General features: G+C 62.6%; 19 protein-coding genes. 10 read left to right on the top strand and 9 right to left on the bottom strand.

All coding sequences use genetic code 11. From position 1 onward, the window contains the following. Window positions 1-26 precede the first annotated feature (26 nt). Together P9292_RS30190 and P9292_RS30185 are read right to left on the bottom strand one after the other, a co-directional pair. Window positions 27-1076, bottom strand: coding sequence for a cation diffusion facilitator family transporter (locus P9292_RS30190; RefSeq protein ID WP_250509363.1), 1050 nt, complete (start codon window positions 1074-1076; stop codon window positions 27-29). Between the two features lie 23 nt (window positions 1077-1099). Continuing rightward, a complete protein-coding gene (locus P9292_RS30185) occupies window positions 1100-1447 on the bottom strand; it encodes a helix-turn-helix transcriptional regulator (RefSeq protein WP_244825944.1) in 348 nt (115 codons plus the stop codon). Between the two features lie 129 nt (window positions 1448-1576). Between P9292_RS30185 and P9292_RS30180 the strand changes: the two genes are divergently transcribed. Next, on the top strand, window positions 1577-3427 hold the full coding sequence (locus P9292_RS30180) for a tetratricopeptide repeat protein (protein WP_309962662.1): 1851 nt from the start codon (window positions 1577-1579) through the stop codon (window positions 3425-3427). Window positions 3428-3501: 74 nt separating this feature from the next. Here P9292_RS30180 and P9292_RS30175 read toward each other — a convergent pair whose 3' ends face one another. Beyond that, the gene (locus tag P9292_RS30175) at window positions 3502-4797 is read right to left on the bottom strand and encodes an MFS transporter (protein WP_309962660.1); all 1296 of its coding nucleotides are present in this window, start codon (window positions 4795-4797) and stop codon (window positions 3502-3504) included. A 201-nt stretch (window positions 4798-4998) separates the two neighbouring features. Between P9292_RS30175 and P9292_RS30170 the strand changes: the two genes are divergently transcribed. From P9292_RS30170 to P9292_RS30160, 3 genes are all read left to right on the top strand, one after another. Further along, window positions 4999-5529 carry a GNAT family N-acetyltransferase gene (locus P9292_RS30170; protein ID WP_309962658.1) on the top strand — a complete coding sequence of 177 codons (531 nt, stop codon included), beginning with the start codon at window positions 4999-5001 and terminating at the stop codon, window positions 5527-5529. Between the two features lie 199 nt (window positions 5530-5728). After that, window positions 5729-6673 carry a hypothetical protein gene (locus P9292_RS30165; RefSeq protein WP_309962655.1) on the top strand — a complete coding sequence of 315 codons (945 nt, stop codon included), beginning with the start codon at window positions 5729-5731 and terminating at the stop codon, window positions 6671-6673. 33 nt (window positions 6674-6706) lie between these two features. Continuing rightward, window positions 6707-7417: a DUF2968 domain-containing protein gene (locus P9292_RS30160; RefSeq protein WP_309962652.1), complete on the top strand. Its 711-nt coding sequence runs from the start codon at window positions 6707-6709 to the stop codon at window positions 7415-7417. 207 nt (window positions 7418-7624) lie between these two features. Here P9292_RS30160 and P9292_RS30155 read toward each other — a convergent pair whose 3' ends face one another. The 3 genes from P9292_RS30155 to glnK form a co-directional block, all read right to left on the bottom strand. After that, entirely contained in the window at window positions 7625-9070 is a 1446-nt protein-coding gene (locus P9292_RS30155; RefSeq protein ID WP_309962651.1) for a type 1 glutamine amidotransferase, read from the bottom strand. Window positions 9071-9201: 131 nt separating this feature from the next. Beyond that, entirely contained in the window at window positions 9202-10959 is a 1758-nt protein-coding gene (locus P9292_RS30150; protein WP_250465342.1) for a cation:proton antiporter, read from the bottom strand. A 210-nt stretch (window positions 10960-11169) separates the two neighbouring features. Beyond that, window positions 11170-11508, bottom strand: a complete 339-nt coding sequence (gene glnK / locus P9292_RS30145) for a P-II family nitrogen regulator (protein WP_086969848.1) — start codon at window positions 11506-11508, stop codon at window positions 11170-11172. A gap of 282 nt (window positions 11509-11790) precedes the next feature. Here glnK and P9292_RS30140 point away from each other — a divergent pair, with 282 nt between their 5' ends. Then, window positions 11791-12843 carry a Gfo/Idh/MocA family oxidoreductase gene (locus P9292_RS30140; RefSeq protein ID WP_309962648.1) on the top strand — a complete coding sequence of 351 codons (1053 nt, stop codon included), beginning with the start codon at window positions 11791-11793 and terminating at the stop codon, window positions 12841-12843. A 63-nt stretch (window positions 12844-12906) separates the two neighbouring features. Here the strand turns inward: P9292_RS30140 and P9292_RS30135 are convergent, their stop codons facing one another. Then, window positions 12907-14961: an NAD(+) synthase gene (locus P9292_RS30135; protein ID WP_309962646.1), complete on the bottom strand. Its 2055-nt coding sequence runs from the start codon at window positions 14959-14961 to the stop codon at window positions 12907-12909. 42 nt (window positions 14962-15003) lie between these two features. Continuing rightward, the gene (locus P9292_RS30130; protein ID WP_309962644.1) at window positions 15004-16152 is read right to left on the bottom strand and encodes a GNAT family N-acetyltransferase; all 1149 of its coding nucleotides are present in this window, start codon (window positions 16150-16152) and stop codon (window positions 15004-15006) included. A gap of 129 nt (window positions 16153-16281) precedes the next feature. Between P9292_RS30130 and P9292_RS30125 the strand changes: the two genes are divergently transcribed. Next, window positions 16282-16611: a GIY-YIG nuclease family protein gene (locus P9292_RS30125; RefSeq protein ID WP_244825961.1), complete on the top strand. Its 330-nt coding sequence runs from the start codon at window positions 16282-16284 to the stop codon at window positions 16609-16611. 75 nt (window positions 16612-16686) lie between these two features. Here the strand turns inward: P9292_RS30125 and ppa are convergent, their stop codons facing one another. Then, window positions 16687-17214 carry an inorganic diphosphatase gene (gene ppa, locus P9292_RS30120; RefSeq protein WP_244825962.1) on the bottom strand — a complete coding sequence of 176 codons (528 nt, stop codon included), beginning with the start codon at window positions 17212-17214 and terminating at the stop codon, window positions 16687-16689. 333 nt (window positions 17215-17547) lie between these two features. On the opposite strand from ppa, the gene P9292_RS30115 reads away from it, so the two are divergent. From P9292_RS30115 to urtC, 4 genes are all read left to right on the top strand, one after another. Next, window positions 17548-18864: an MFS transporter gene (locus tag P9292_RS30115; RefSeq protein ID WP_309962641.1), complete on the top strand. Its 1317-nt coding sequence runs from the start codon at window positions 17548-17550 to the stop codon at window positions 18862-18864. A 286-nt stretch (window positions 18865-19150) separates the two neighbouring features. Beyond that, window positions 19151-20458, top strand: coding sequence for an urea ABC transporter substrate-binding protein (urtA, locus tag P9292_RS30110; RefSeq protein ID WP_244825971.1), 1308 nt, complete (start codon window positions 19151-19153; stop codon window positions 20456-20458). A 67-nt stretch (window positions 20459-20525) separates the two neighbouring features. After that, the gene (gene urtB / locus P9292_RS30105; protein WP_309962639.1) at window positions 20526-22142 is read left to right on the top strand and encodes an urea ABC transporter permease subunit UrtB; all 1617 of its coding nucleotides are present in this window, start codon (window positions 20526-20528) and stop codon (window positions 22140-22142) included. 4 nt (window positions 22143-22146) lie between these two features. Next, window positions 22147-23343, top strand: coding sequence for an urea ABC transporter permease subunit UrtC (urtC, locus tag P9292_RS30100; protein WP_250465351.1), 1197 nt, complete (start codon window positions 22147-22149; stop codon window positions 23341-23343). The last annotated feature ends 10 nt before the right edge of the window (window positions 23344-23353 follow it).

Here is a 23353-nt window from a genome sequence, read left to right as displayed (position 1 = left end):
CTCGGCGCACGCGCGCGGCCGTGCCTTCAATGCGCGTGCGCGCGTTCCTGCTGCAGTACGCACTCGTGGCAGCTCATGCCGAGTTCCACTTGCAAGGTCGAATGATGCATCGAGTAGTCGCTTCGCAAGGTGGTCACGACGCCCTGCACGAAGGCATCGCCGGGATGGCCTTGCGGCATCACGAGATGCACGGTGAGCGCGTTCTCCGTGGTGGACAGCGCCCACACGTGCAGGTCGTGCACGTTACGCACGCCGGGCAAGCGCGTCAGATAGCCTTCGATACGCGCCAGATCCACGCTCGGCGGCACGGCTGCCATGGCAAGGCGCATCGCGTCGCGCCCGAGGCCCCACGTGCCATAGACGATCACCGCGACCACGACGATGCTCATCACCGGATCGAGCCAGCTCATGCCCGTGAAGAGGATGACGAGGCCGCTCACGGCGACGGCGGCGGAGATCGCGGCATCGGCGGCCATGTGCAGGAAGGCGCCGCGCACGTTGAGGTCCTCCTTGCTGCCGCGCATGAAGAGCCACGCCGAGAAGCCGTTGACGACCATGCCGAGCGTCGCGACGATGAATACGTCGAGTCCCGCGACGGGCGCCGGATTCAACAGACGCTGGACGGCTTCGAGCACGATCGCGCCGCACGCGAAAAGCAGAAGCGCGGCATTGGCAAGCGAGGCAAGTATCGACGAACTTCCGAGGCCGAAGGTATAGCGCGCGCTCGGCCGGCGCGTGCCGAGCCATACCGCGCCCCACGCAAGCAAGAGACCGAGCACGTCGGAGAGATTGTGACCGGCGTCGGCGAGCAGCGCGGTGGAATGCGCGAGAAAGCCGTAGACGGCCTGCACGATCACGATCAGCACGTTCAGGCCGACTGCCAGCGCGAACGTGCGCCCTTGTCCGGCCTGCGGCGCGTGATGGTGATGATGTCCTCCCGCGCCGTGGTCGTGACCTTTGTGGTCGTGACCTTTGTGGTCGTGACCGGCGTGGTCGTCGCCGGCATGCTCGTGACCGGCGTGGTCATGTCCCGCGTGATCGTGGTCTTCGTGGTCGTGCTGCATTTGCTTGTTCATCGTGGTGCCCGTGATTCGTTCGATCAGTCGATATCCGTCGCGTCCTGCGGCTGCGGCTCGGCAATGTGTTCCAGCAATTCGCCGAGCATCCCGCTGATATGGCGATCCGCCGCCACGTAAAAAACCTGCTTGCCCTGCCGCTCGGCCCGCACGATCCGCGCCGCGCGCAGGAGCCGCAAGTGATGGCTCACGAGCGAACCCGACAACCCGAGCCCCTCCGCGATCGCGCCCACCGCGCGCCTTTCAGCGACACACGCGAGCACGATGCGCAAGCGCGTCGGGTCGCCAAGCAAGCGAAACAGGTCGGCAAGCGGTACGACGCGGTCATCCGAAGTGATGCCGCCAGCAGGATTCAGTGGAGTCGAAGCCACGACTTGATCGTCAACATATGAATAGGTGTTCACATGTTAAGGACCATCGACGCGACATGTCAACCGTACAGGCGGAAATCGCTCGGGCCAGTGTGGGAAAATACGTGTGTTTTGCACAAACTTCCCGTCATGGACACCGTATTTGCCCGCGGCTTCGCGGCCCATCGTGACGGCCGCCTGACCGAGGCGGAGCGCGACTATCAGGCCGCGCTCGCCGCCGAACCCCTTCACGTCGACGCGCTCCACTACCTCGGCGTGCTGCGCCATCAACAAGGCCAGCACGAGGAAGCGGCTTCTCTCGTGCGCCGCGCGGTAGACCTGCGTCCGACCGATGCCGGTCTGCAACTCAACTTGGGCAACGCGCTCAAGGCGCTCGGCCGTATCGACGACGCCATCGAGCGTTTTCGTAACGCGCTCACGCTCGAACCGGGCTTTCCACTCGCGCAGTACAACCTCGGCAACGCGTACACGGCGGTCGGCCGCCATGAAGACGCCGCCGATGCCTTCGAGAAAGCGCTGCGTCTGCAGCCACGAGACGCCGCCGCGTGGAACAACTTCGGCAACGCGCTGGCGTCGCTTGATCGTCATGCGGATGCCGCGCGCGCGTTTCGCCGCGCGCTCGATTTACGGCCGCGCCACGCGGGCGCGCACAACAATCTCGGCATGGCGCTCAACGCACTCGGCGACTCGGTCGGCGCGGTCGCGCATTTTCGCGCGGCCATCGACGCGGAGCCGAATTATGTCGCCGCGCATTTCAACCTGGGCAATCTGCTCGACAAGACCGGGCACCCAGAAGAAGCGCTTCCCGCGCTGCACAAGACGCTCAGCTTGCAGCCGCGCTTTGCCCCGGCGCACTTCGGACTTGGCCACGTGCTTGCCAAGCTCAATCGCCACCACGAAGCGGTCGTGAGCTATGAGCGCGCGGTCGGGCTGGACCCGAAGTACGGCGTGGCGTGGCTGTGTCTCGGTAATTCGCAGCTCGCGCTCGCATCGCCCGCCGCGGCGATCCGCGCATTCGATCAGGCGTTGCGGCTCGACCCGCACATGCCCGCCGCGCATCTGAACCGTGGTCTCGCGCTACTCGCGCTCGGCGATTACGAGCGCGGCCTGCCCGCTTACGAATGGCGGCTCAAGACGCCGGGCGCCGACGACGCCCCGCCGCTGCCGCGCTGGAACGGCGAGCCGCTGCCGCAGCAGACCCTGCTCGTGCGCTCCGAACAAGGCTTCGGCGACACCCTGCAATTCGTGCGCCTCGCGGCGTTTGCGGCCAAGCGCGTCGGCAAGCTCGTGCTCGAAGTACAAGCGTCGCTGGTGCCGCTGATCGCGCCGGCGGCACACGCGGCGCGCATCGAGCTCGTCGGCAGGACGGAAGGCGTGCGCATCGTCGCCGATGCATTCTGTCCGCTCCTCAGCCTGCCGCTCGCGCTCGGCATGACGACGCCCGAGGCGATCCCGGCGCGCACGCCCTATCTCGTGATTCCGGCCGACTATCGCCGGAAGTGGCGCGGGTCGATCGGCGGGCAGGCGAAGCGCAAGATCGGCATCGCGTGGTCGGGACGGCTGCAGCCGGGCGAAACGCGCTCCATGCCGGTCGAAGCGCTCGCGCCGCTGTTGGCGCTCGAAGGCATCGACTGGGTCGTGCTGCAGCCGTTTCTCACCGAACACGAGCGCGACACATTGCAAAAGCATCCGAACGCAAAGTCGGCGCATCGCTTCGAAGGCAAGCTGGAAAATTTCGCGGATACCGCCGCCATCGTCGACCGACTCGACGCCGTGGTGTCGATCGATACCTCGATCGCGCATCTGGCCGGCGCACTGGGCAAACCGGTCATCGTCATGCTGCCGTTCGCGGCCGACTGGCGCTGGGGTATCAGCGGCGCGACATGCGTGTGGTATCCGCGCGCGCGGCTCGTGCGGCAGCACGTGCCCGGCGACTGGCACGGCGTGGTCGAAAAGGTCGTGGCGGCACTGCGCGAGTGATGCCCGCAGGTATCGTCGATGCAAAAAAATCCCTCGCCGCGACGAGGGATTTTTATTTCAGCCAGCTACGGACGTCAGGCTGTCTTGTACTGATTGCGCGCTTCCGGCGAGCGATACAGCACGAGCGTGGCGATCAGACCGCAGATGGCCGCGAGACCCATCCACAAGCCCGGCGCGGCCTTGTTGCCGGTCGAGTGAATCAGATAGGTCGAGATGGCAGGCGTAAAGCCGCCGATGGTCGTCGCGAGACTGTAGGCCATCGAGAAGCCGGTGGTGCGCACGTCGACCGGCATGACTTCCGTGAGCGCCACGACCATCGCGCCGTTGTAGCTACCGTAGAGGAACGACAACCACAGTTCGACGATCAGAAGCCGCCCGAACGATGGATCGGCGACGAGCCATTGCACGGCCGGATACGACGTGAGAATGGTCAGAATGGTGAAGAACAGCAACACCGGACGACGCCCGATGCGGTCCGACAACGCGCCCATGACAGGCAGCCAGACGAGGTTGGAGAGCCCGACGCATACGGTGACGACGAGTGCATCGATGGAAGACAGCTTCAGCACTTCCTTGCCGAAGGTCGGCGTGTAGGCGGTGATCATGTAAAACGACACGGTCGTCATGATGACCATGCCCATGCCCGCGAGCACGATCGGCCAGCTTGTTGCGATCGAGCGCGCGATCTCGGCCATGCCGGGACGATGCTTGCGCGCCAGGAACTCGTCCGTCTCACGCAGCGAACGGCGGATGATGAAGAGGAACGGCACGATCAGGCAGCCGATCAAAAACGGCACGCGCCAGCCCCACGCGGTCATCTGGTCGGCCGGCAGCAACTGGTTCATGACCACGCCGATGAGCGCGGCGAACACGACGGCCACTTGCTGGCTGCCCGACTGCCATGAACAATAGAAGCCCTTGTTGCCCTTGGTCGCGATCTCGGACAGATACACCGACACGCCGCCGAGCTCGACGCCCGCCGAGAAGCCCTGCAGAAGCCGCCCGAGAAGCACGATGATCGGTGCGATCGCGCCGATGGTGGCGTAGCCCGGCACGAGCGCGACGCAGGCGGTGCCGATAGCCATCAGCATCAGCGTGAGGATGAGGCCCTTGCGCCGCCCGTGATGGTCGATGTACGCGCCGAGTACGATCGCCCCGACCGGACGCATGAGGAAGCCTGCGCCGAATACGGACAGCGCGAGCATCAGCGAGGCGAGCTCGTTGCCGCTCGGGAAGTAGGTTTTGGCGATGGCGGAGGCGTAATAGCCGTAAACCATGAAGTCGTACATTTCAAGGAAGTTGCCGCTGACGACGCGGAAAACCGTCTTGAACTTCGATTCATTGGCGGGTGCAACGTGAGTCGTGGACATGGACTTTCTCGAATCAGGCTGAACGACGCATCGCGGTTCGCGAACCGCTTCTGGCCGGTGGCGAAGGGTTTTCGCTTGATTAGGGTTTACCCGTAATTCTTTTGTAAATTCACGAGTGCCTCAATCTTAACGCCTGCGGACGTTTCTCTGCACGCAACTTCGGTCAACATCACTCAAAAGAAGATTAACAATAGCTTACATATGCCTATCTCCAAGCCTACAAATTCAGCTATCGTTTTCAGGACCGCAACGCCGGCCGACACCGCTCTGATCGTGTCGATGCACACGCGCAGTTGGGTGGCCACCTATCGCGGCATCGTGCCGGATGTCTATCTCGATCGGGATATTCACGCCGAGCGCGCCGCGCACTGGCAAACCCGTATGCGGGAAATCGAGGCCGGCGCGGGTCGCGTGCTGATCGCCGAACATGCGGGTGAGCCGGTGGGTTTCGTATGTCTCGTCGAACCGGACGACACGGGCAGCGTGCTCGTCGACAATCTGCATGCGCTGCCGGGGCACAAAGGCCTTGGCGCCGGGACCGCGATGCTCGCCGAAGCCGCACGCTGGGCGCGCACACGTGGCGCGCGCGAACTGCATCTTTACGTGCTGGAAGACAACGCGGCGGCTATCGGCTTTTACGAGTCGCGCGGATGGAGGCTCACTTCGCGTCAAGCCGACAACATGGCGGGCCTCGATTTGTTCTCGTTGCGCTACACGCTCTCTCTAGATTAAATGCGGCTCGCAAGCAATGCTTCCGACATAGAAGCGGCCTTCTGTCAATAAGCATTCCTTTTAAGATCGAATCATTAGGATAAGTCTGGTCGTTTAGTTCAGTGCTGTTTCGTATGATCGCGAGTCAATCTAGCTGACCTCGGGCCGATGCCCGCACGTCCCAATCGTGCGCGCATCGGCGCATCCACCTGGAACACTCATGAACGAGCCTCTGATCGTCGTGGAAGGCAATCTACGCCTGCCAACGGTGCGCCCGCTCGCCGATCCATCGCTGAAATTCGGCCGCGAGTGGTCGCCCGCGCGCGCTCGGCCGAGTACGTCGCGCTCCGAGATTCCGCTCTACGGCGCACGGTTCAATACCAAGTACTCGCGCATGTCCGACTCGTCGGACTCGTTGCATGCGCGTTCTCCGTATCAAGCAACGAGTATCTGGGGAAAGCTCGCCAAGGGCGCCACGCGTCCTTCTACGTCGCGTATGAAAGAGCCTGCCGCACCGGTCGATGCGGCTGCGGAAAGAAAGCCCATGCGTATCGATCTGCGCAGTCCGTCGCCGTTACGCAAGCGGCCTTACCGCATCGGCAGCTTTGAAAAATCCGCTATTGCCATCGCGGTTTCGGCGTTGTTCGTCTGGGTGCTGTTCGCGCATGAACAGTGGCTGGAACGAAGCGGGTCGAAGCCTGCGGTTGATGACGCAGAACAGATGCAGATTGGACAAGCGGTGTCGCGCGACAGACCGGCGGATGCGACACGCGTGCCCACGGTAAGTCAACCGGCGGACCCGCGTCCGGTCGACCCAACGCAGCCTGTCGCGGCGCGCGTTCTCATGGCAAGTCGGCCCGCGCATGCGCGTGAGACAAAACCAGCGCCAGTTTCCGTACATGCCGAAGCGTCCCACACACGAACTCCTCGATACGTGAACGCGGGCGCACATCGCGCGAAGCGGGCAGCCACGAAACCGGTTATTCGATACGCGGCATCGACACATCGCGGCGCGAGCACGAAGCCCACGCAACTCACTGCGGCGCCGCGCACCACTGAGCCGCTGAACGTCGCCGCCCTCTACTCCATGCTCCAGCATTCGCCCACGCTCGACAGCAATGTCGCTTCACGTCCCGACAATGCATCGGCCAATCAGGCCCGGTGATGAATCGCTTAACTTTATCGGCATGAAGCCAACATGATGCACTTACGTTTCATTCGTCACGCAGTACTTGTCCTCGCTTTGTTCTTCTCCGGATTGCTAGCTTTTTTCGCCGATGCATCGGCTGTCACGAGCCCGGCTCCGGCTTCAAAAGCCGATCGAACAAACAGCGCACCGGCGCTATCGCCTGAAGACCTCTCCGATCTTCAGAGCGATGGCGCGTCGCCCTCCGCGAGCAACCTCGCCGAACTGCAGGACATGGTGCAGGCGGGCCGACTGACCGAGCTGCGCGTCACGCGCAATGGCAGCTACGGCGCGAGGCTCTATTTTCTGCCGCAAGAGATGCTCTATTACGTGGCGTTGTCGCAGGACTCGCATTCGTGGCGCGTCGTGAAGACGCAAGAGGAGAATCGCGCCGAATCGGTCTACGCGCAGTTCGCGCGCAAGACACATGATCTTGCCGATGGCGAGATTCGCCGTGTGCAGTTGCAGGCGCAAAAAGCGCTGCTCGACCGCGTGATCGCCGTGTCGGCGAATCGCGCGAACCGGTTATCCGCCGATCTCGCGCTCGCGCAGCAGCAGGACACGCAGGTGTCGGAACGTCAGCAGCAATTGCAGGCGGAATCGGCGGCGCTGCAGAGCGACAAGCTCGAATCGGAACGCAAGCTGCGCGCATTGCAGATGCAGGTCGATCAGTTGCAGCGTGCGAGCGAAGCCGGGCTGGCTCCGGTGGGTTCGGCGCGGTGACTTTTGATTCGGTGAGTTTGCGCGCGTGAGCGTATTTCACGGCCGCGGTACATCATCCCGACGTGCATTCTCGGTTTCGCTTAGAACCAAAGCCGGCTCGTCGACGACTATCACCCAAATCCGCGCTTCAACCCCAATCATGCAAAACAAAAAGGCCCGCTCATTACGAAGCGGGCCTCGATGCCAACGCACGTCCAAACCAACGCCCTAGAACCGCGTTTCCCGCGCCACGCGCAAAAACGTATCGAGCAGCGGCGTGCAATCGAGCAATTCCGATCCGCCCGCGCGATGAAACTCCGGGTGCCACTGCACGCCCACCACGAACGGCGCCTTGCGATACCGCACCGCTTCGATGATCCCATCCTGCGCCGAGACCGCCTCGACGTTGAGATCCCGCCCAAGCGACTTCACCGCTTGATGGTGAATCGAGTTGACGATTGCATCGCGCTGATTCGGAAACATGTTGGCGAGCGTCGAGCCATCGGGAAAGCGCAGCGAGTGCCGATGCTGATCGTAGTGCTCGTTCACGTGGATGCCCGCAGTCGGCACTTCGGTGGCGATATCGCCGTAGAGCGTGCCGCCGAATGCCACGTTGATGAGCTGACAGCCGCGACACACGCCGAGCACCGGCTTGCCTGACTCGATGAATTCGTGCAGCAGTTCCAACTCATACATGTCGCGCACGCGATCGCCCGGCCACTCGGGGCGCGTCACGACCTCCTCGTAAGATTGCGGCGACACGTCCGCGCCACCCTGAAGCAGCAGCCCGTCGAGATTCTTCGCATAGTCGCGCAGGCGGATATTGCTTGGATGCAGCATGCCTTGCGTGCCGACCGTCGGAATCATGAACACGAGCACATCGCGCGACATGACCCAATGCGCGATGGATTCCTCCAGATATTGCAGCGTCTTGCCACGCAAACCCTTCGCGCCCGGCTCCGGATGAAAAATGCGCGCCGACACGCCGATCCTCAACGTGCGCTGCGTGATGCGCTGCCCTGCCCGGTCGAAAATTTGTCGCGCACGCGCGGCGATCACGCGCCCGAACACGGACCACGCCGAATCCGATTGCTTGAGATACGCAGGCGGCGCTTGCGTCGCGCTCGCTGTCTGCTGAGCGGGCGGCGGCAAGGGCGGCGGATTGAGCGTGCCGAAATCCGGCGCGGCGGTGAACTCGGGCGGCAGAACGCTGGCCTTCACCGGTTGAGGTTCGGGTTCGGGTTCGGCTTCCGTGCCCGCGATGATGCTTTCGATATCGCTGCCCGCTTGCGCCTCGGTCGCGGCTTCGAGACTCTCGGCCAAGTTCGCTTTTGCATCAAGAGGCTTCGCGCGCACGACTGGTTCCGGCGCGACCTTGGCGTTTGCTTCGAGTGCCTCGGCCCGTCGCGCCGCTGCCTTATCGACGGGCTCAACGGTCGAAGCGCTCGAAGGCGCATCCGTCGATGCCCGCTCGGTCGCGCTCGGGTCCGAACCCGGCGTGGTTGACGTTTGAGGTGCCTGAGGTGCCTGAGGTGCCTGAGGTGCTTGCGGTGCGTGAGGTGCGCCATCTCGCGCCACGCCCGCCGCCGATGCATCCGCCCCACTTCGGCGGGCGTCGGGCGCCGCGCCGTTTGCGATGGAGCCTGAGTCGTTCGAGGTTTTGTTTTCGCTCATTCCGTTGTCCGGCGCGCGAACGCCAGGGAAAGAATCAACACGTTTCGATTATCCGCCTCTCGAACAGACGGGGCAAACCAGCACACATTTGCTCACATTATCGCGGCAATCGTAATGAATGGATGATTCCTTCAGTGATCGCGCGGCTCCTCGAAGGTTTCGCGCAACGCGATCTGCATGGTCGCGTGAATCTTCACGCACCAGCGCCAGAGTACCGTCAAGAGCAACGCCGCGCAGACGAGCACGGCCACCATCAATCCGAAAGGCGGCAAGATGCCGCCCGAAAGCGCGGCCACGAGCAGAAAGACGCCGAACATGGCGACGATGGGAATCAGCCCCGAGATGGCCGAACGAATCGCGCTCGTGAAGCGTCCGGCCTTCGCGGGTTGCACGCTGACTTCGGCGAGCAGGAGCGCAAGCGAATCCAGCTTGCGATACACCGCCACCAGAAACGGCAGCGCGATCAACAACGCCGCGCTCCACAACACGACGCGCTGCGCATTGTCCGATTCGAGCCAGCGCGCGAGGTAGCCGGAAGCGAACGGCGCCGAATAAGACGCGCCCAGAAAAATCGCAGCCACGAGCGCCAGGTTCACCGCGATCTGCAGAACGATGCGCCGGGTCATCGAAAAGAGCGTCGGGCCGCCGGTCGCGGGCGTGAGACTCGCGAGCCACTGCGAGTAGAGGCCGAAGGTGTTGGCGAGCGGCGCGGGCATCGCGCGGGCAAGACGCATGGTGATGGGATCGGCGGCGCGAATCAGATACGGCGTGAAGAGCGTGGTGAGCGCGGAGACGGCGACCGCGATCGGATAGAGAAACGCGCTCGTCACCTTGAGCGACAACCCGAGCGACGCGATGATGAACGAGAACTCGCCGATCTGCGCGACGCTCATGCCGACGCGCATCGCCGTGCGCCCGTCCTTACCGGCGAGAAAAGTGCCGAGCCCGCACGATACGATCTTGCCGAACACGACCGCCACGGTGATGACCGCGATCGGCCACGCGTAATCGACGAGCACGGACGGATTCAGCAGCAAGCCGATGGTCACGAAGAAGATGGCCGAAAACATGTCGCGTACCGGCGCGATGAGATGCTCGATGCGCGCGAGATTCTTCGACTCCGCCATGATCGCGCCGATCAGAAAGGCACCGAGCGCGATGCTGTAATCGAGCTTCACGACCAGCAGACAAAAGCCGAAGCAGAAGCCGAGCACGGTGACGAGCAGCATCTCGTCGCTTTTCGCGCGCGCCACGTAATCCAGCGCGCGCGGCACGATGAGAATGCCGACCACGAGCGACACAGTCATGAAAAGCAGCAACTTGCCGAGCGTGATGGCCGCGACGCCCGCCGTGACGGAACCTGTCTGCGCGATGCCGGAAAGCAGCACGAGCATTGCGATGGCGAGAATGTCCTCGACAATCAAGATGCCGAACACGAGTTGCGCGAACGGCTCGCCTTTCATCTTGAGCTCGGACAGCGCCTTCACGATGATCGTCGTCGACGAAATCGCCAGCACCGCGCCGAGAAAGAGCGAATCCATCGAATTCCAGCCGAACCAGCGGCCTATCTCGTAGCCGATCCAGATCATCAGCACGATCTCGGACAGCGCCGCGACGAACGCCGTCGCGCCCACCTTGAAGAGTTTGCGCAGACTGAATTCGAGGCCGAGCGAGAACATCAGGAAGACCACGCCTAGTTCGCCGAGCGTCTGGATGGTGGCTTCGTCGTGAATCAGCTGAAACGGCGGCGTGTATGGCCCGATGATGACGCCCGCAACGATATAACCGAGCACGACCGGCTGACGCATGCGATGAAACAACACCGTCACGACGCCCGCGATGGCCATGATTACCGCGAGATCCTGAATAAAGCCGATCGCGTGATGCATCCAAAAAATCCTTACAAATTGGTAAGCGGGATTCGATGTTACCGCACGGCAACGAAATCGCGCCGAGTTCGGCACTCAGTCAGGCGGATTGGAGATCAAGCAGGAGTCAAGCGGACGAGCGACGCGCATCGTGCTGGTGCATGCGATGCGGAAAAGACGAGCCCGCGTGAGAAACGCAGGCTCGATGGGACAGGGAAAACCTCGAAGCGCTCAGACCGCCGCTTCGTTTTCCTCGCCGGTACGAATGCGGATGACGCGCTCGACTTCGGCCACGAAGATTTTTCCGTCGCCGATCTTGCCGGTGCGCGCCGCACCGATGATCGCGTCGATGACCTGATCGGTTTGATCGTTGGCGACGACTACTTCGATCTTCACCTTCGGCAGAAAATCGACGACGTACTCTGCACCACGATAGAGCTCGGTATGTCCTTTCTGACGGCCGAAGCCTTTGACTTCAGTAACCGTCAGCCCGGTCAGGCCTACTTCGGCGAGCGCCTCACGGACTTCATCGAGCTTGAACGGTTTGATGATGGCGGTGATACGTTTCATGGCGTGCCTCGCTTGAGTTCAAGAATCTTCGGAATGGGTCGTGTCCGCGAAGGACAGATGCTTTTGATTCTAGCAGGCTGCCGGTTATCGATTCAGCGCTTATGCGGCTGTTTTTCAGGCGTTTTTGGTGCATTCAACGCGAAGGGCTGCGTCGTGGCCGATACGTTGGCGATATCGCAAGTCCGCATTGCAGGCGCGCCGGTTGATTTTATGATGTGGATCTACCCGACGGCGCTTCGGAACGCGAGCAACGTCGAACAAAAACCAAGGAGGAGGCACAGCATGACCCGAACTCGAATCGCCGTGGCCGGAGCCGGATATATCGGACAGGCGCATATCGGCGTCCTGGAGAACAGCGCGACGTGCATGCTGTCGGCCATTGTCGATCCGTCGCCGGCTGCGCGCGCCATCGCGGAACGGGCGGACGTGCCGATCTACGCGACGCTCGACGAGCTCTTCGCACAGGACAAACCGGACGGCGTGGTGCTCGCAACGCCGAATCAGCTACATGTGCCGCAAGCACTGCAATGCCTCGACGCGCGCGTACCGACGCTGCTCGAAAAGCCGATTGCGCCGACCGTCGCCGAAGCCGAAGCGCTCGTGCGCTCAGCGGATGAAGCGGGCGTGCCGATTCTCATCGGCCATCATCGCGCGCATAGTCCGATCATGGCGAAGGCCCGTGAGGTAATCGAATCCGGCGTGCTGGGGCGCCTTGTCGCCGTGACCGGCAGCGCGATGTTTCTGAAGCCCGATCATTACTTCACGGATGCGCCCTGGCGTCGCGAGCCTGGCGGCGGCCCGATCCTGCTCAACATGATCCACGAGGTTCACAACCTGCGCATGCTTTGCGGCGAGATCGTCGCGGTGCAGGCGTTTCTATCGCATGCGGCGCGCGGCTTTGCCGTCGAGGATACGGTCGCGATTAATCTGCGCTTCGAAAGCGGCGCGCTCGGCACGTTCCTGCTTTCGGATTCGGCGGCGAGCGCGCGCAGTTGGGAGCAGACCTCCGAAGAGAACAAGGCTTACGCGAGTTACGCCGACGAGGATTGCTATCTCGTCGCGGGAACGAACGGCAGCCTCGCCATTCCGACCATGCGTCTGAAAACCTATCCGCGCGATGAAGACCGTTCGTGGTGGAAGCCGTTCGAAGCGGGTGTCGTCGGCATGGTGCGGGACGACCCCATCAAGCATCAGATGGAGCACTTCGGCGCGGTTGCGCGCGGCGAGGCGGCGCCGCTGGTATCGGCCCGCGACGGGCTCAGGAACCTGCGCGTGACGGAAGCTATCGTGGCCGCGGCGAAGTCGGGCGCGGTGATCGAGTTGCCACAGGATTGAAGGTTTCGAAGGCGTCGTGTGCATTCATCGCGCATACGACGCCCTTTCTGCGTGCAACGAACGTCACGACGCGTCCGGAATATTCTCCAGATCATCGAGCCAGACCGTAGCTTCCGAATCGCTCGGCGCGCGCCAGTCTCCACGCGGCGAGAGCGAACCGCCCGTTCCCACCTTCGGCGCATTCGGAATACACGACCGCTTGAACTGACTCAGCTTGAAGAAGCGATACAGGAAGATGCGCAGGTTCTTCTTGATCTGCGTGAGGTCGTATTCGTGATGAACGAGGTCGACATCGGCAGGCCACGCGCCCGCGTCCTTGTCGCCCCACGCCGTCGATGAAAGAAATGCCACCTTCGACGGCCGGAAACCGAAGCGAAGAATGTAGTAAAGGTTGAAGTCCTGAAGCTCGTACGGCCCGATCACGCTCTCGGTTTTCTGTTCGAGCGCGCCCTTCACCTTGCCCGGAATGAGTTCGGGGCTGATCTCGGTGGCGAGAATATCGTTGAGCACATCGGCGCCGTCGTTGCCGATCTGCGCCGTCTCGGCCACCCATCGCACGAGATGCGTGATGAGCGTCTTCGGCACGCTGGCGTTCACGCTGTAGTGCGACATGTGATCGCCGACGCCGTAGGTGCACCAGCCGAGTGCCAGTTCGCTCAAGTCGCCCGTGCCGATCACAATGCCATTGCTGTAGTTCGCGAGCCTGAACAGATGGTTCGTGCGCTCGCCCGCCTGCACGTTCTCGAAGGTGATGTCGTACTGTTCTTCGCCCGTCGAATACGGATGACCGAGGTCCTTCAGCATCTGGATGCAGCTCGGCCGGATATCCACTTCGGATGCCGAACAACCAACCACGTCCATCAGCCGGCGCGCCTGGGTGAGCGTGCGCTCGCTAGTCGCAAAACCGGGCATGGTCACGCCGAGAATATTGGTGCGCGGCAGGCCGAGCCGGTCCATGGCCTTGGCGCAGACGAGCAAGGCATGAGTCGAATCGAGCCCCCCGGAGACGCCGATCACGACCTTCGAAATATTGCTCGAAGCGAGCCGTTGCACCAGCGCCTGAACCTGAATGTTGTGGACCTCCATGCAGCGCTCGTCGCGTCTGCTTGCGTCGATCGGCACGTAAGGGAAGCGCGGCACCGCACGTTGCAAGGGCAACACGGACGCCGCGGGCACGGCCACTTCACATCGCACGATACGGAACTTGCGCGCCTCTTCCTGATGTCTGCGCGCCGACTGAGCGAAGGTCGTCTGATGCATGCGTTCGCGCGACAGCCGCTCGACATCGACATCGCCGAAAATGACGTGCGATGCGTCGCTGAAGCGCTCCGACTCGGCGAGCTGCTCGCCGTTCTCGTAGATGAGCGCCTGCCCGTCCCACGCGAGATCCGTCGTGGATTCGCCCTTGCCCGCCGACGAATAGAGATACGCCGCGATGCATCGCGCCGATTGCTGCCCGACCAGTTGATGCCGGTACGACGATTTCCCGACGACGATATTCGATGCCGACAGATTGATGAGCACCGTCGCACCCGCGAGCGCGGCGAACGACGATGGCGGAATGGGCACCCAGACGTCCTCGCAGATTTCCACGTGAAAGCGGAAATACGGAATCGACGGGATATCGAACAGCAGCGCTGAACCGAAGGGAACCTCCGCGCCGAGCAAATGGATCTCGTCGACCAACGCGCAATCGGCGGCACTGAATTGGCGCGCTTCGTAAAACTCCGCGTAATTCGGCAGGAAGCTCTTGGGAACCACGCCCTGCACGCGCCCGGACGACACCACGGCCGCGCAGTTGTACAACGCGTGATCGACGCGCAACGGCAAGCCAACCACCATGACGATATCGAGCGAGCGGGATTCTTCGACCAGCGCGGCCAGCGCGCGCTCGCACGCGACGAGCAACGCGTCCTGATGGAACAGGTCTTCGCACGAATAAGCGGACAACCCCAGCTCGGGAAACGCGACCAGCACGGCGCCGTTTTGCGCGGCCTGCCGGGCGAGCGCGATGGTCTCTCCGGCATTGAACGATGGATCGGCCACCTTGCATTCCGGCACCGCGACGGCAACCCGCGCGAAACCATGGCTGTAGAGGTTCAGGAATTCGGTTTTCATTGTTTGCGTATCCTTTGGATACTCGTCATCATGCCGCACGCTTCAATCCGTCGCCATCTTCCTGAATGGCGTATGCGCTTCGAGTTCCTCGATATGCTGCGTCATCGCGGCGGTTTCTTCATCGAGAAACTCGCTGATCGCATGAGCAAAGCGCTGGTCGGCGATCCAGTGCGCGGACCATGTCGGCGTGGGCAACATGCCGCGCGACATCTTGTGCACGCCCTGCGCGCCGCCTTCGAAGCGCGCCAGCCCGTGCTCGATGCAATACGCGATGCCCTGCATGTAGCAGGTTTCGAAATGCAGCCCCGAAACGAACTCGCGCGTGCCCCAGTAGCGGCCATACATGGTGTCGCCGCCGATCATGTTGAGCGCGCAGGCGAGCCGCTCGCCGTCCGCTTCGGCGATGACGAGCAGCATGTTGTCGGGCGCATCGGCGTGAATTTGACCGAAGAACTCGCGCGTCAGATACGGCGCGTTCCAGTGCTCCTTGTACGTGTTCTCGTAGCAGCCATAGAAGAAATCGAGCGCGCTTTTGTCGATCTGACGGCCGCGCAGCCACTTGTAAGTCACGCCCGCTTCGGTCACGCGGCGGCGATCCTGCTTCACCTTCTTGCGCTTGTCGTGGCTCATGGTGGCGAGAAACGCGTCGAAGTGCTCGTAGCCCGCGCCCGGCAGATTCTCCCAATGAAACTGCACGCCTTCTCTCAACATGTAGCCCGCGTCCTTCAGCGCCTCGATGTCCTGTGCGTGCGGAAACAGCACGTGCAGCGACGAGATGTCGAGTTGCCGCGTAAGCTCGATCGCACCGCGCGCGAGCAGCACGCGATCCGCGTGTTCGGCCGCGATGAGACGCGGACCCGTCACCGGCGAGAACGGCACGGCCGAGAGCGCCTTGGGGTAATAGCGCACGCCGTGGCGTTCGAAGGCATCGGCCCAGGCGTGGTCGAAGACATATTCGCCGCGCGAGTGCGACTTGAGATAAAGCGGCATGGCGCCGGCGAAGACGCCGTTGCGCTTCAGAATGAGGTGATGCGCCCGCCAGCCGGTGCGCTTGACCGCGCAATGCGTGTCCTGCAACGCCGACAGGAAGCCGTGACTGACGAAGGGATTCGCGCCCGCGAGGCGGTTCCACTCCTCGGGCGAAATGTCCTCTAGCGTGTCGACTACCTGGATTTCGACTTCGCGATTCAACGGAAGACCTCGAATGATGAGTTTTGCCCTTGCGGGCATGAACGGCTATTCTCGCGCAAGTTTTAATTCGTCGTTTAGTCGGGCGTGGCCGCTCTCGAAGGTTGCGCCGATTCGGCGATAATCCCGGCCATGCCCTGGTTCCTCTATCTCATCGAATGCGCCGATGGCAGCCTGTACACGGGCATCGCCACGGATGTGGAAGCGCGCTTCGTCGCGCATGCCGCCGGCAAGGGCGCGCGCTATACCCGCGCGCGCAAGCCGCTGCGCGTCGTGGCGTCGTTCGAACTGCAGGGAAGATCGGAGGCGTTGCGCGCCGAATATTGGGTGAAGCAGCTCACCGCGCGGCAAAAGCGCGCGTTGATCGCGGGCGAGCGCACGCTCGATTCCGTGCTGCCGCCGCCCGCTGTCGCCGTCGTGGATGACAACCTGGACGAAGCCCACGACGCGCCCGCAAATTGAAACGGCCGCGCATCGAGCGCGGCCGTGCGGACCACTCGCATCTCGTCTACGCAACGCGACGCGCGAAAGCCAGGCTTACTTCTTGAAGTTAGCCGCGCCTTCCGAGATTTCCTTGTGCGCGGCTTCGATGCCGTCCCAGCCTTCGACCTTCACCCACTTGCCCTTCTCCAGCGCCTTGTATTGCTCGAAGAAATGCTTGATCTGGTCTTTGAGGTATTCGGGCACGTCGTCGATCGACTTGAGATTTGCCGTCATCGGGCAGATCTTGTCGTGTGCAACGGCGATCAGCTTCGCGTCGACGCCGGATTCGTCGGTCATCTTCAGCATGCCGAGCGCGCGCGAGCGGACTACCGAGCCTGCGAGCAGCGGGAACGGCGTGATGACCAGCACGTCGACCGGGTCGCCGTCGCCCGACAGCGTCTGCGGGATGAAGCCGTAATTGGCCGGATAGCGCATGCCGGTGCCGATGAAGCGGTCGACGACGAGCAGGCCCATGTCCTTGTCCGCTTCGTATTTCACCGGATCGCTCTGCGCGGGAATCTCGATGATGACGTTGAAGTCTTGCGGAAGATCCTTGCCGGAAGGTACGTTGTTGAAGCTCATGAGCGCTCTCTGATGAAGTTGAGTTCGGAAATCTGTCAGCGCCGCGCGCGCGAGGCATTCTCTTCGGCGCGGTGGCCGCGTTTCTGCGCATTCGCGCGGTCGCGCGAGGCGGCGTGGATGCAGCGAAGTGCAACCCGGGCATTATAGCCAAACGCGCCTGCGCGCCCTTTCGCTTGCCTTGGCGGGAGGATCGCCGGACGTTGCACGCCACACGTTCATCCGTGTTTTCCCCGATCCGAAACCCTCGCCTCGGCTTGCCGCCTGGCAGCTAGAATCCTTACGCGTCTGTAATCATCGAACGAACCCGAACGCGCAAGAGAAAGAGGAGACGACATGGCCCGCACCGCCGATTCAGTGCAAAGCCCCGCCACGGGCACGCCTTCCGCATTCGAGGAGGCAACCTACAAGAAGGTCGCATGGCGGCTCTCGCCGCTTCTGCTCATTTGTTATGTGGTCGCGTATCTCGACCGCGTGAACGTCGGCTTCGCCAAGTTGCAGATGGCCGCCGATTTGAACCTCTCCGATGCCGTCTATGGCTTCGGCGCGGGCATTTTCTTTTTCGGCTATTTCATCTTCGAGATACCGAGCAACGTGATTCTTCATCGCGTCGGCGCGCGCGTGTGGATCGCGCGGATCATGATCTCGTGGGGCGTCATTTCCGCGCTCACCATGTTCATCACCACGCCGACCATGTTCTACGTCATGCGCTTTCTGCTGGGCGTGGCCGAAGCGGGCTTCTTTCCCGGCATCATTCTTTATTTGACGTACTGGTTTCCGGCGCAACGGCGCGGGCGCATGACGACGCTGTTCATGACGGCGATCGCGCTGTCGGGGTTGATCGGCGGGCCGGTGTCGGGCTGGATCATGAAGCGTTTCGATGGCACGAACGACTGGCATGGCTGGCAGTGGCTGCTATTGCTGGAAGGCATTCCGTCGATCGTCGTCGGACTCGTCGTGTTCTTCAAACTCGACGACCGCATCTCGAAAGCGAAGTGGCTCACGGCCGACGAGCGAGCGTTGCTCGAACGCAATATCGCCGCCGATAACGTCGCGAAAGAGGACATGCCCATCGGCAAGATTCTGTCGAGCCCGAAAGTCTGGCTGATGAGCCTGATCTACTTTTGCTTCGTGATGGGTCTTTATGGCGTGAGCTTCTGGCTGCCGACGATCATCAAGGCCACCGGCGTCTCCGATGCGCTCACGGTCGGCCTCCTCTCCGCGATTCCCTACGGCGCGGCGGTGATCGGCATGCTGCTGGTCGCGCGCAGCGCGGACAAGCGCGGCGAGCGGCGCTGGCATATCGCCATTCCGGCGTTCATCGGCGCATTGGGGCTGGTGCTCTCGGTCGTGTGGTCGGCGAACACGCCGCTTGCCATGCTCGGACTCACGCTTGCGACCATGGGCATTCTCACGACCTTGCCGTTGTTCTGGAGTCTGCCGACTGCGTTCCTTGCAGGCACGGGCGCGGCCGCCGGCATCGCGATGATCAATTCGCTAGGCAATCTCGCGGGCTTTCTAAGCCCGTATCTCGTGGGATGGCTCAAGCAAGCCACGGCATCGAACGCAAGCGGCATGTATATGCTGGCCGGCTGTCTGATCGTGGGCGCGCTGCTCGTGCTGAGCGTGCCTGCGCGAATGGTCAATCGGTGAATCGAAGGAGAGCCGCCGTGGAAACGAGGCGGCGGCTTTATCCGCACACCAATCCGTCTGAAGCACCCGCGCACCACGACGACGCACACCTCGCCACCATGCACCAAAAGCAACCGCGCTAGACGCCTCCGCCACGCTGTAATTCCTTCCCAAAAACTCCGCAAACCCATAGCCATCGGTCAAAAGCCCCCGATTGGCATAGCACTTGCAGAACCCCCTTGCTGGTCGCGGGCGTCGACGCTCACACCACGTCAAGCAAATACACATCGGCAAGGGGAACACACAAATGAAACGACGCAGTCTGCTGAAGTTCGGCTCCATGTCGGGCGCGCTCGCCCTCGCGGGTCAGCTTCCGATCACCAAGGCGCAAGCCGCCGATACGGGTCCGATCAAAGTCGGCATCCTGCATTCGCTGTCGGGCACCATGGCCATCTCCGAGACGTCGCTCAAAGACACGGCGCTCATGACCATTGCCGATATCAACAAGAGCGGCGGTGTGAACGGCCGCCAGCTCGAACCGGTGGTCGTGGACCCGGCATCCAACTGGCCGCTCTTCGCCGAAAAAGCCCGTCAGCTTCTGACGCAGGACAAGGTCGCCGTCGTGTTCGGCTGCTGGACGTCCGTGTCGCGCAAGTCGGTGCTGCCGGTCTTCGAGGAACTCAACGGCCTGCTCTTCTACCCCGTGCAGTACGAAGGCGAAGAGATGTCGCGCAACGTGTTCTACACGGGCGCGGCGCCGAACCAGCAAGCAATTCCCGCCGTCGAATATCTGATGGGCGCGGAAGGCGGCAGTGCCAAGCGCTTCTTCCTGCTCGGCACGGACTATGTGTATCCGCGCACGACCAACAAGATCCTGCGCGCCTTCCTTCATTCGAAAGGAGTCAAGGATGAGGACATTCAAGAGGTCTACACACCGTTCGGACATAGCGACTATCAAACCATCGTCGCGAACATCAAGACCTTTTCCCAAGGGGGAAAGACAACTGTCGTCTCTACGATCAACGGCGACTCGAACGTACCGTTCTACAAGGAACTCGGCAATCAAGGCCTGAAGGCGACGGACGTGCCCGTGGTCGCGTTCTCGGTCGGTGAAGAAGAACTGCGCGGTATCGATACGAAGCCGCTCGTCGGCCACCTCGCCGCATGGAACTACTTCATGTCGGTGAAGAACCCGAACAACACGAAGTTCGAGAAGGAGTTCTTCGCGTACGCCAAGGCGCAGAATCTGCCGGGCGGCGACAAGCGCGTGACCAACGATCCGATGGAAGCGACCTTCGTCGGCATCCACATGTGGAAGCAGGCGGTCGAGAAAGCGAAGAGCGCCGATGTGGACAAGGTGCGCGTCGCGATGATCGGTCAGAGCTTCGCCGCGCCCTCGGGCTTCACCTTGACGATGGATGGCAACCACCATCTGCACAAGCCCGTGATGATCGGCGAAATTCGCGGCGACGGTCAGTTCAACGTCGTGTGGAAGACGAAGACCGCCATCCGCGCGCAGCCGTGGAGTCCGTATATCGCCGGCAATCAGGGCAAGCCGGACGTGGTCAGCTCGATTCCCTCGTTCCTGCGCCGCGCGCGCACGCGCACGGCCTGACGTATCGAGTCGAGGAAAGGGCCGCGCGTGTCATCGCGCGCGGCCAGTCACCATCAGAAAGGCCACCATGACCGGTTCGTTCGCCCGCCTCTTCCCGCGTATGCTGCTTGCGCTTTTCATCGCGCTCGCGCCGTTCTCCGCGCATGCGCTCACCAGCGACGATCTCGCGCCGCTCGCCGCCGACGACTTCGAGGCGAAGTCCGCGGCCATCGACAAGCTGATCGCCAACGCGGATGCGCCTTCGGTCGCCGTGCTCTCCGCGCTCGCGGACGGCTCGCTCGTCGCCACCGACAATGGCCACGTTTATCTGCAGACCGACGACGGCAACAAGGACCCGCTTACCGGCAAGGTCGTCGAAGCGCCCGACGCGCAGGCGATCACGCTCAACAACATCCTGCGCACGAAAGTGAACGGCGCATTGTCGGGCTTGCAGCTCGCTTCGCCGGATATCGCCAAGCGTCGCGATGCTGTGGCCGCGCTCCTGAAGAATCCCGATCCGTCGATGAAGCCGCTGATCGACCGCGCGCGCGCCGGCGAAACCGATCCCGAGCTCAAGAAGCGTCTCGACACGCTCTGGGCGATGACCGCCCTGCACGACGCCGACGTCGTCAAGCGACTGGACGCGGTCAAGCTCGTCGCCGCGCGGCACGATCTCGACATGTACGAATTGCTGCGTCCGCTCGTCGCGAAGAAAGCGGACGGCACCTTCAACGAACCCGACGACCGCGTGCGGGCCGCGGCGCAAGCGGGCATCGAAGACCTCGATTCGATTCAGCATCGCGGCGAAATCTTCGGCACGCTGTTCGCGGGCCTTTCGCTCGGCAGCGTGCTGTTGCTCGCGGCGCTCGGTCTTGCCATCACGTACGGTCTGATCGGCGTCATCAACATGGCGCACGGCGAGTTTTTGATGATCGGCGCCTACGCGACATATGTCGTGCAGAACCTCGTGCAGCATTACGCGCCTGCCGCGTTCAACTGGTATCCGCTCTTTGCCGTACCCTCGTCGTTTGCCGCGGCGGCGCTCGTCGGCATCGTGCTGGAGCGCCTCGTATTGAAGCATCTCTATGGACGTCCGCTCGAAACGCTGCTGACGACCTTTGGTATCAGCCTCATCCTCATTCAGGCGACGCGCACGCTCTTCGGTGCGCAGAACGTGCAGGTGACCAATCCTTCGTGGATGAGCGGCGGGATTGCCGTCATGCCGAATCTGATCCTGCCGTATAACCGGCTCACCATTCTCGCCTTCTCGCTCGCCGTCGTGGCGATTGCATGGGGCGTGCTCACGCGCACGCGGCTCGGGCTTTTCGTGCGCGCGGTCACGCAGAACCGCCGCATGGCCGCGTGCGTCGGCGTGAAGACTTCGCGTGTCGATTCGTATGCGTTCGCGTTCGGCGCGGGCATCGCGGGACTCGGCGGCTGCGCGCTTTCGCAGATCGGCAACGTCGGACCGGATCTCGGGCAGAGCTACATCATCGATTCCTTCATGGCCGTGGTGCTCGGCGGCGTTGGTCAACTTGCAGGCACGGTGATCGGCGGCTTCGGACTGGGTCTCGTCAACAAGGCGATCGAGCCGTTCTGGGGCGCGGTGCTCGCGAAGATCGCGGTGCTCGTGCTGATCGTGCTGTTCATTCAGAAGCGTCCTCAAGGCATGTTCGCCCTGAAGGGCCGCAGCGCGGAGGCCTGATCCCATGACTGCCTCGACCAATCTCTCAGCCAATCTCGACGTCGCGCCGCAACCCGACGAGAACGCCGCGCGCGCGGGCTTCGCGCTCGGCCTGCCGCCGCGCGCCGCGCTCTTGCCGCGCAACGGCTGGATCGCGCTGATCGCGCTCATCATCGCGATGGGCATCGTCGTGCCGGTCTCCGCGCTCGTGCTGCCGGAAACGAGCACGTTCCATCTGTCCGCGTATGCGATGACGCTCATCGGCAAGCTGATGTGCTATGCCATCGGCGCGCTCGCGCTCGATCTCGTGTGGGGCTACTGCGGCATTCTGAGCCTGGGTCACGCGCTGTTCTTCGCGCTCGGCGGCTACGCAATGGGCATGTACCTGATGCGCTCGATCGGTCGCGAAGGCACGTATCAGAGTGACCTGCCCGACTTCATGGTGTTTCTCGACTGGCACAAGCTGCCGTGGTTTTGGGAAGGCACGGAGCATCTCTGGTATGCGCTTTTGCTCGTCGTGCTCGTGCCGGGCGTGCTCGCGTGGGTGTTCGGCTTCTTCACGTTCCGTTCGCGCGTGAAGGGCGTGTATCTGTCGATCATCACGCAAGCCATGACCTTCGCCGCGATGCTGCTTTTCTATCGCAATGAAACGGGCTTCGGCGGCAATAACGGCTTCACCGACTTCAAGCGCATCGCGGGCTTTCCGATCACGCATCCGGGCACACGCACCGGCCTCTTTCTCATCACGTTCGCGGTGCTGGTGCTCGCGTTTCTCGCGGCGCGCTGGATCGTCACCTCGAAGCTCGGACGTGTGGTGACCGGCGTGCGCGACGGCGAGACGCGGCTCATGTTCCTGGGCTACAGCCCGCTCGCATACAAGCTCTTCATCTGGACCGTGTCGGCGGTGCTGTGCGGCATTGCCGGCGCGCTCTATGTGCCGCAAGTCGGCATCATCAATCCGAGCGAGATGTCGCCCGCCAATTCCATTGAAATGGCGATCTGGGTTGCGGTAGGCGGACGCGGAACGCTCATCGGCCCGATCATCGGCGCGTTCGCCGTGAATGGCGCGAAGAGCTTCTTCACCGCTTATTTCGCGGAATACTGGCTGTTCTTCCTCGGCCTCATCTTCACGCTCGTGCCGCTGCTTCTGCCGAACGGCATCATGGGACTCATCGACATGGCGCGCCGCAAGAAGGCTCACGCAGGAGACGCCGCAGAATGACCGCACATAA

The sequence above is a fragment of the Caballeronia sp. LZ001 genome, from assembly GCF_031450875.1.
Taxonomy (GTDB): Bacteria; Pseudomonadota; Gammaproteobacteria; order Burkholderiales; family Burkholderiaceae; genus Caballeronia.
This window is presented reverse-complemented; position numbering and strand designations above follow the sequence as displayed.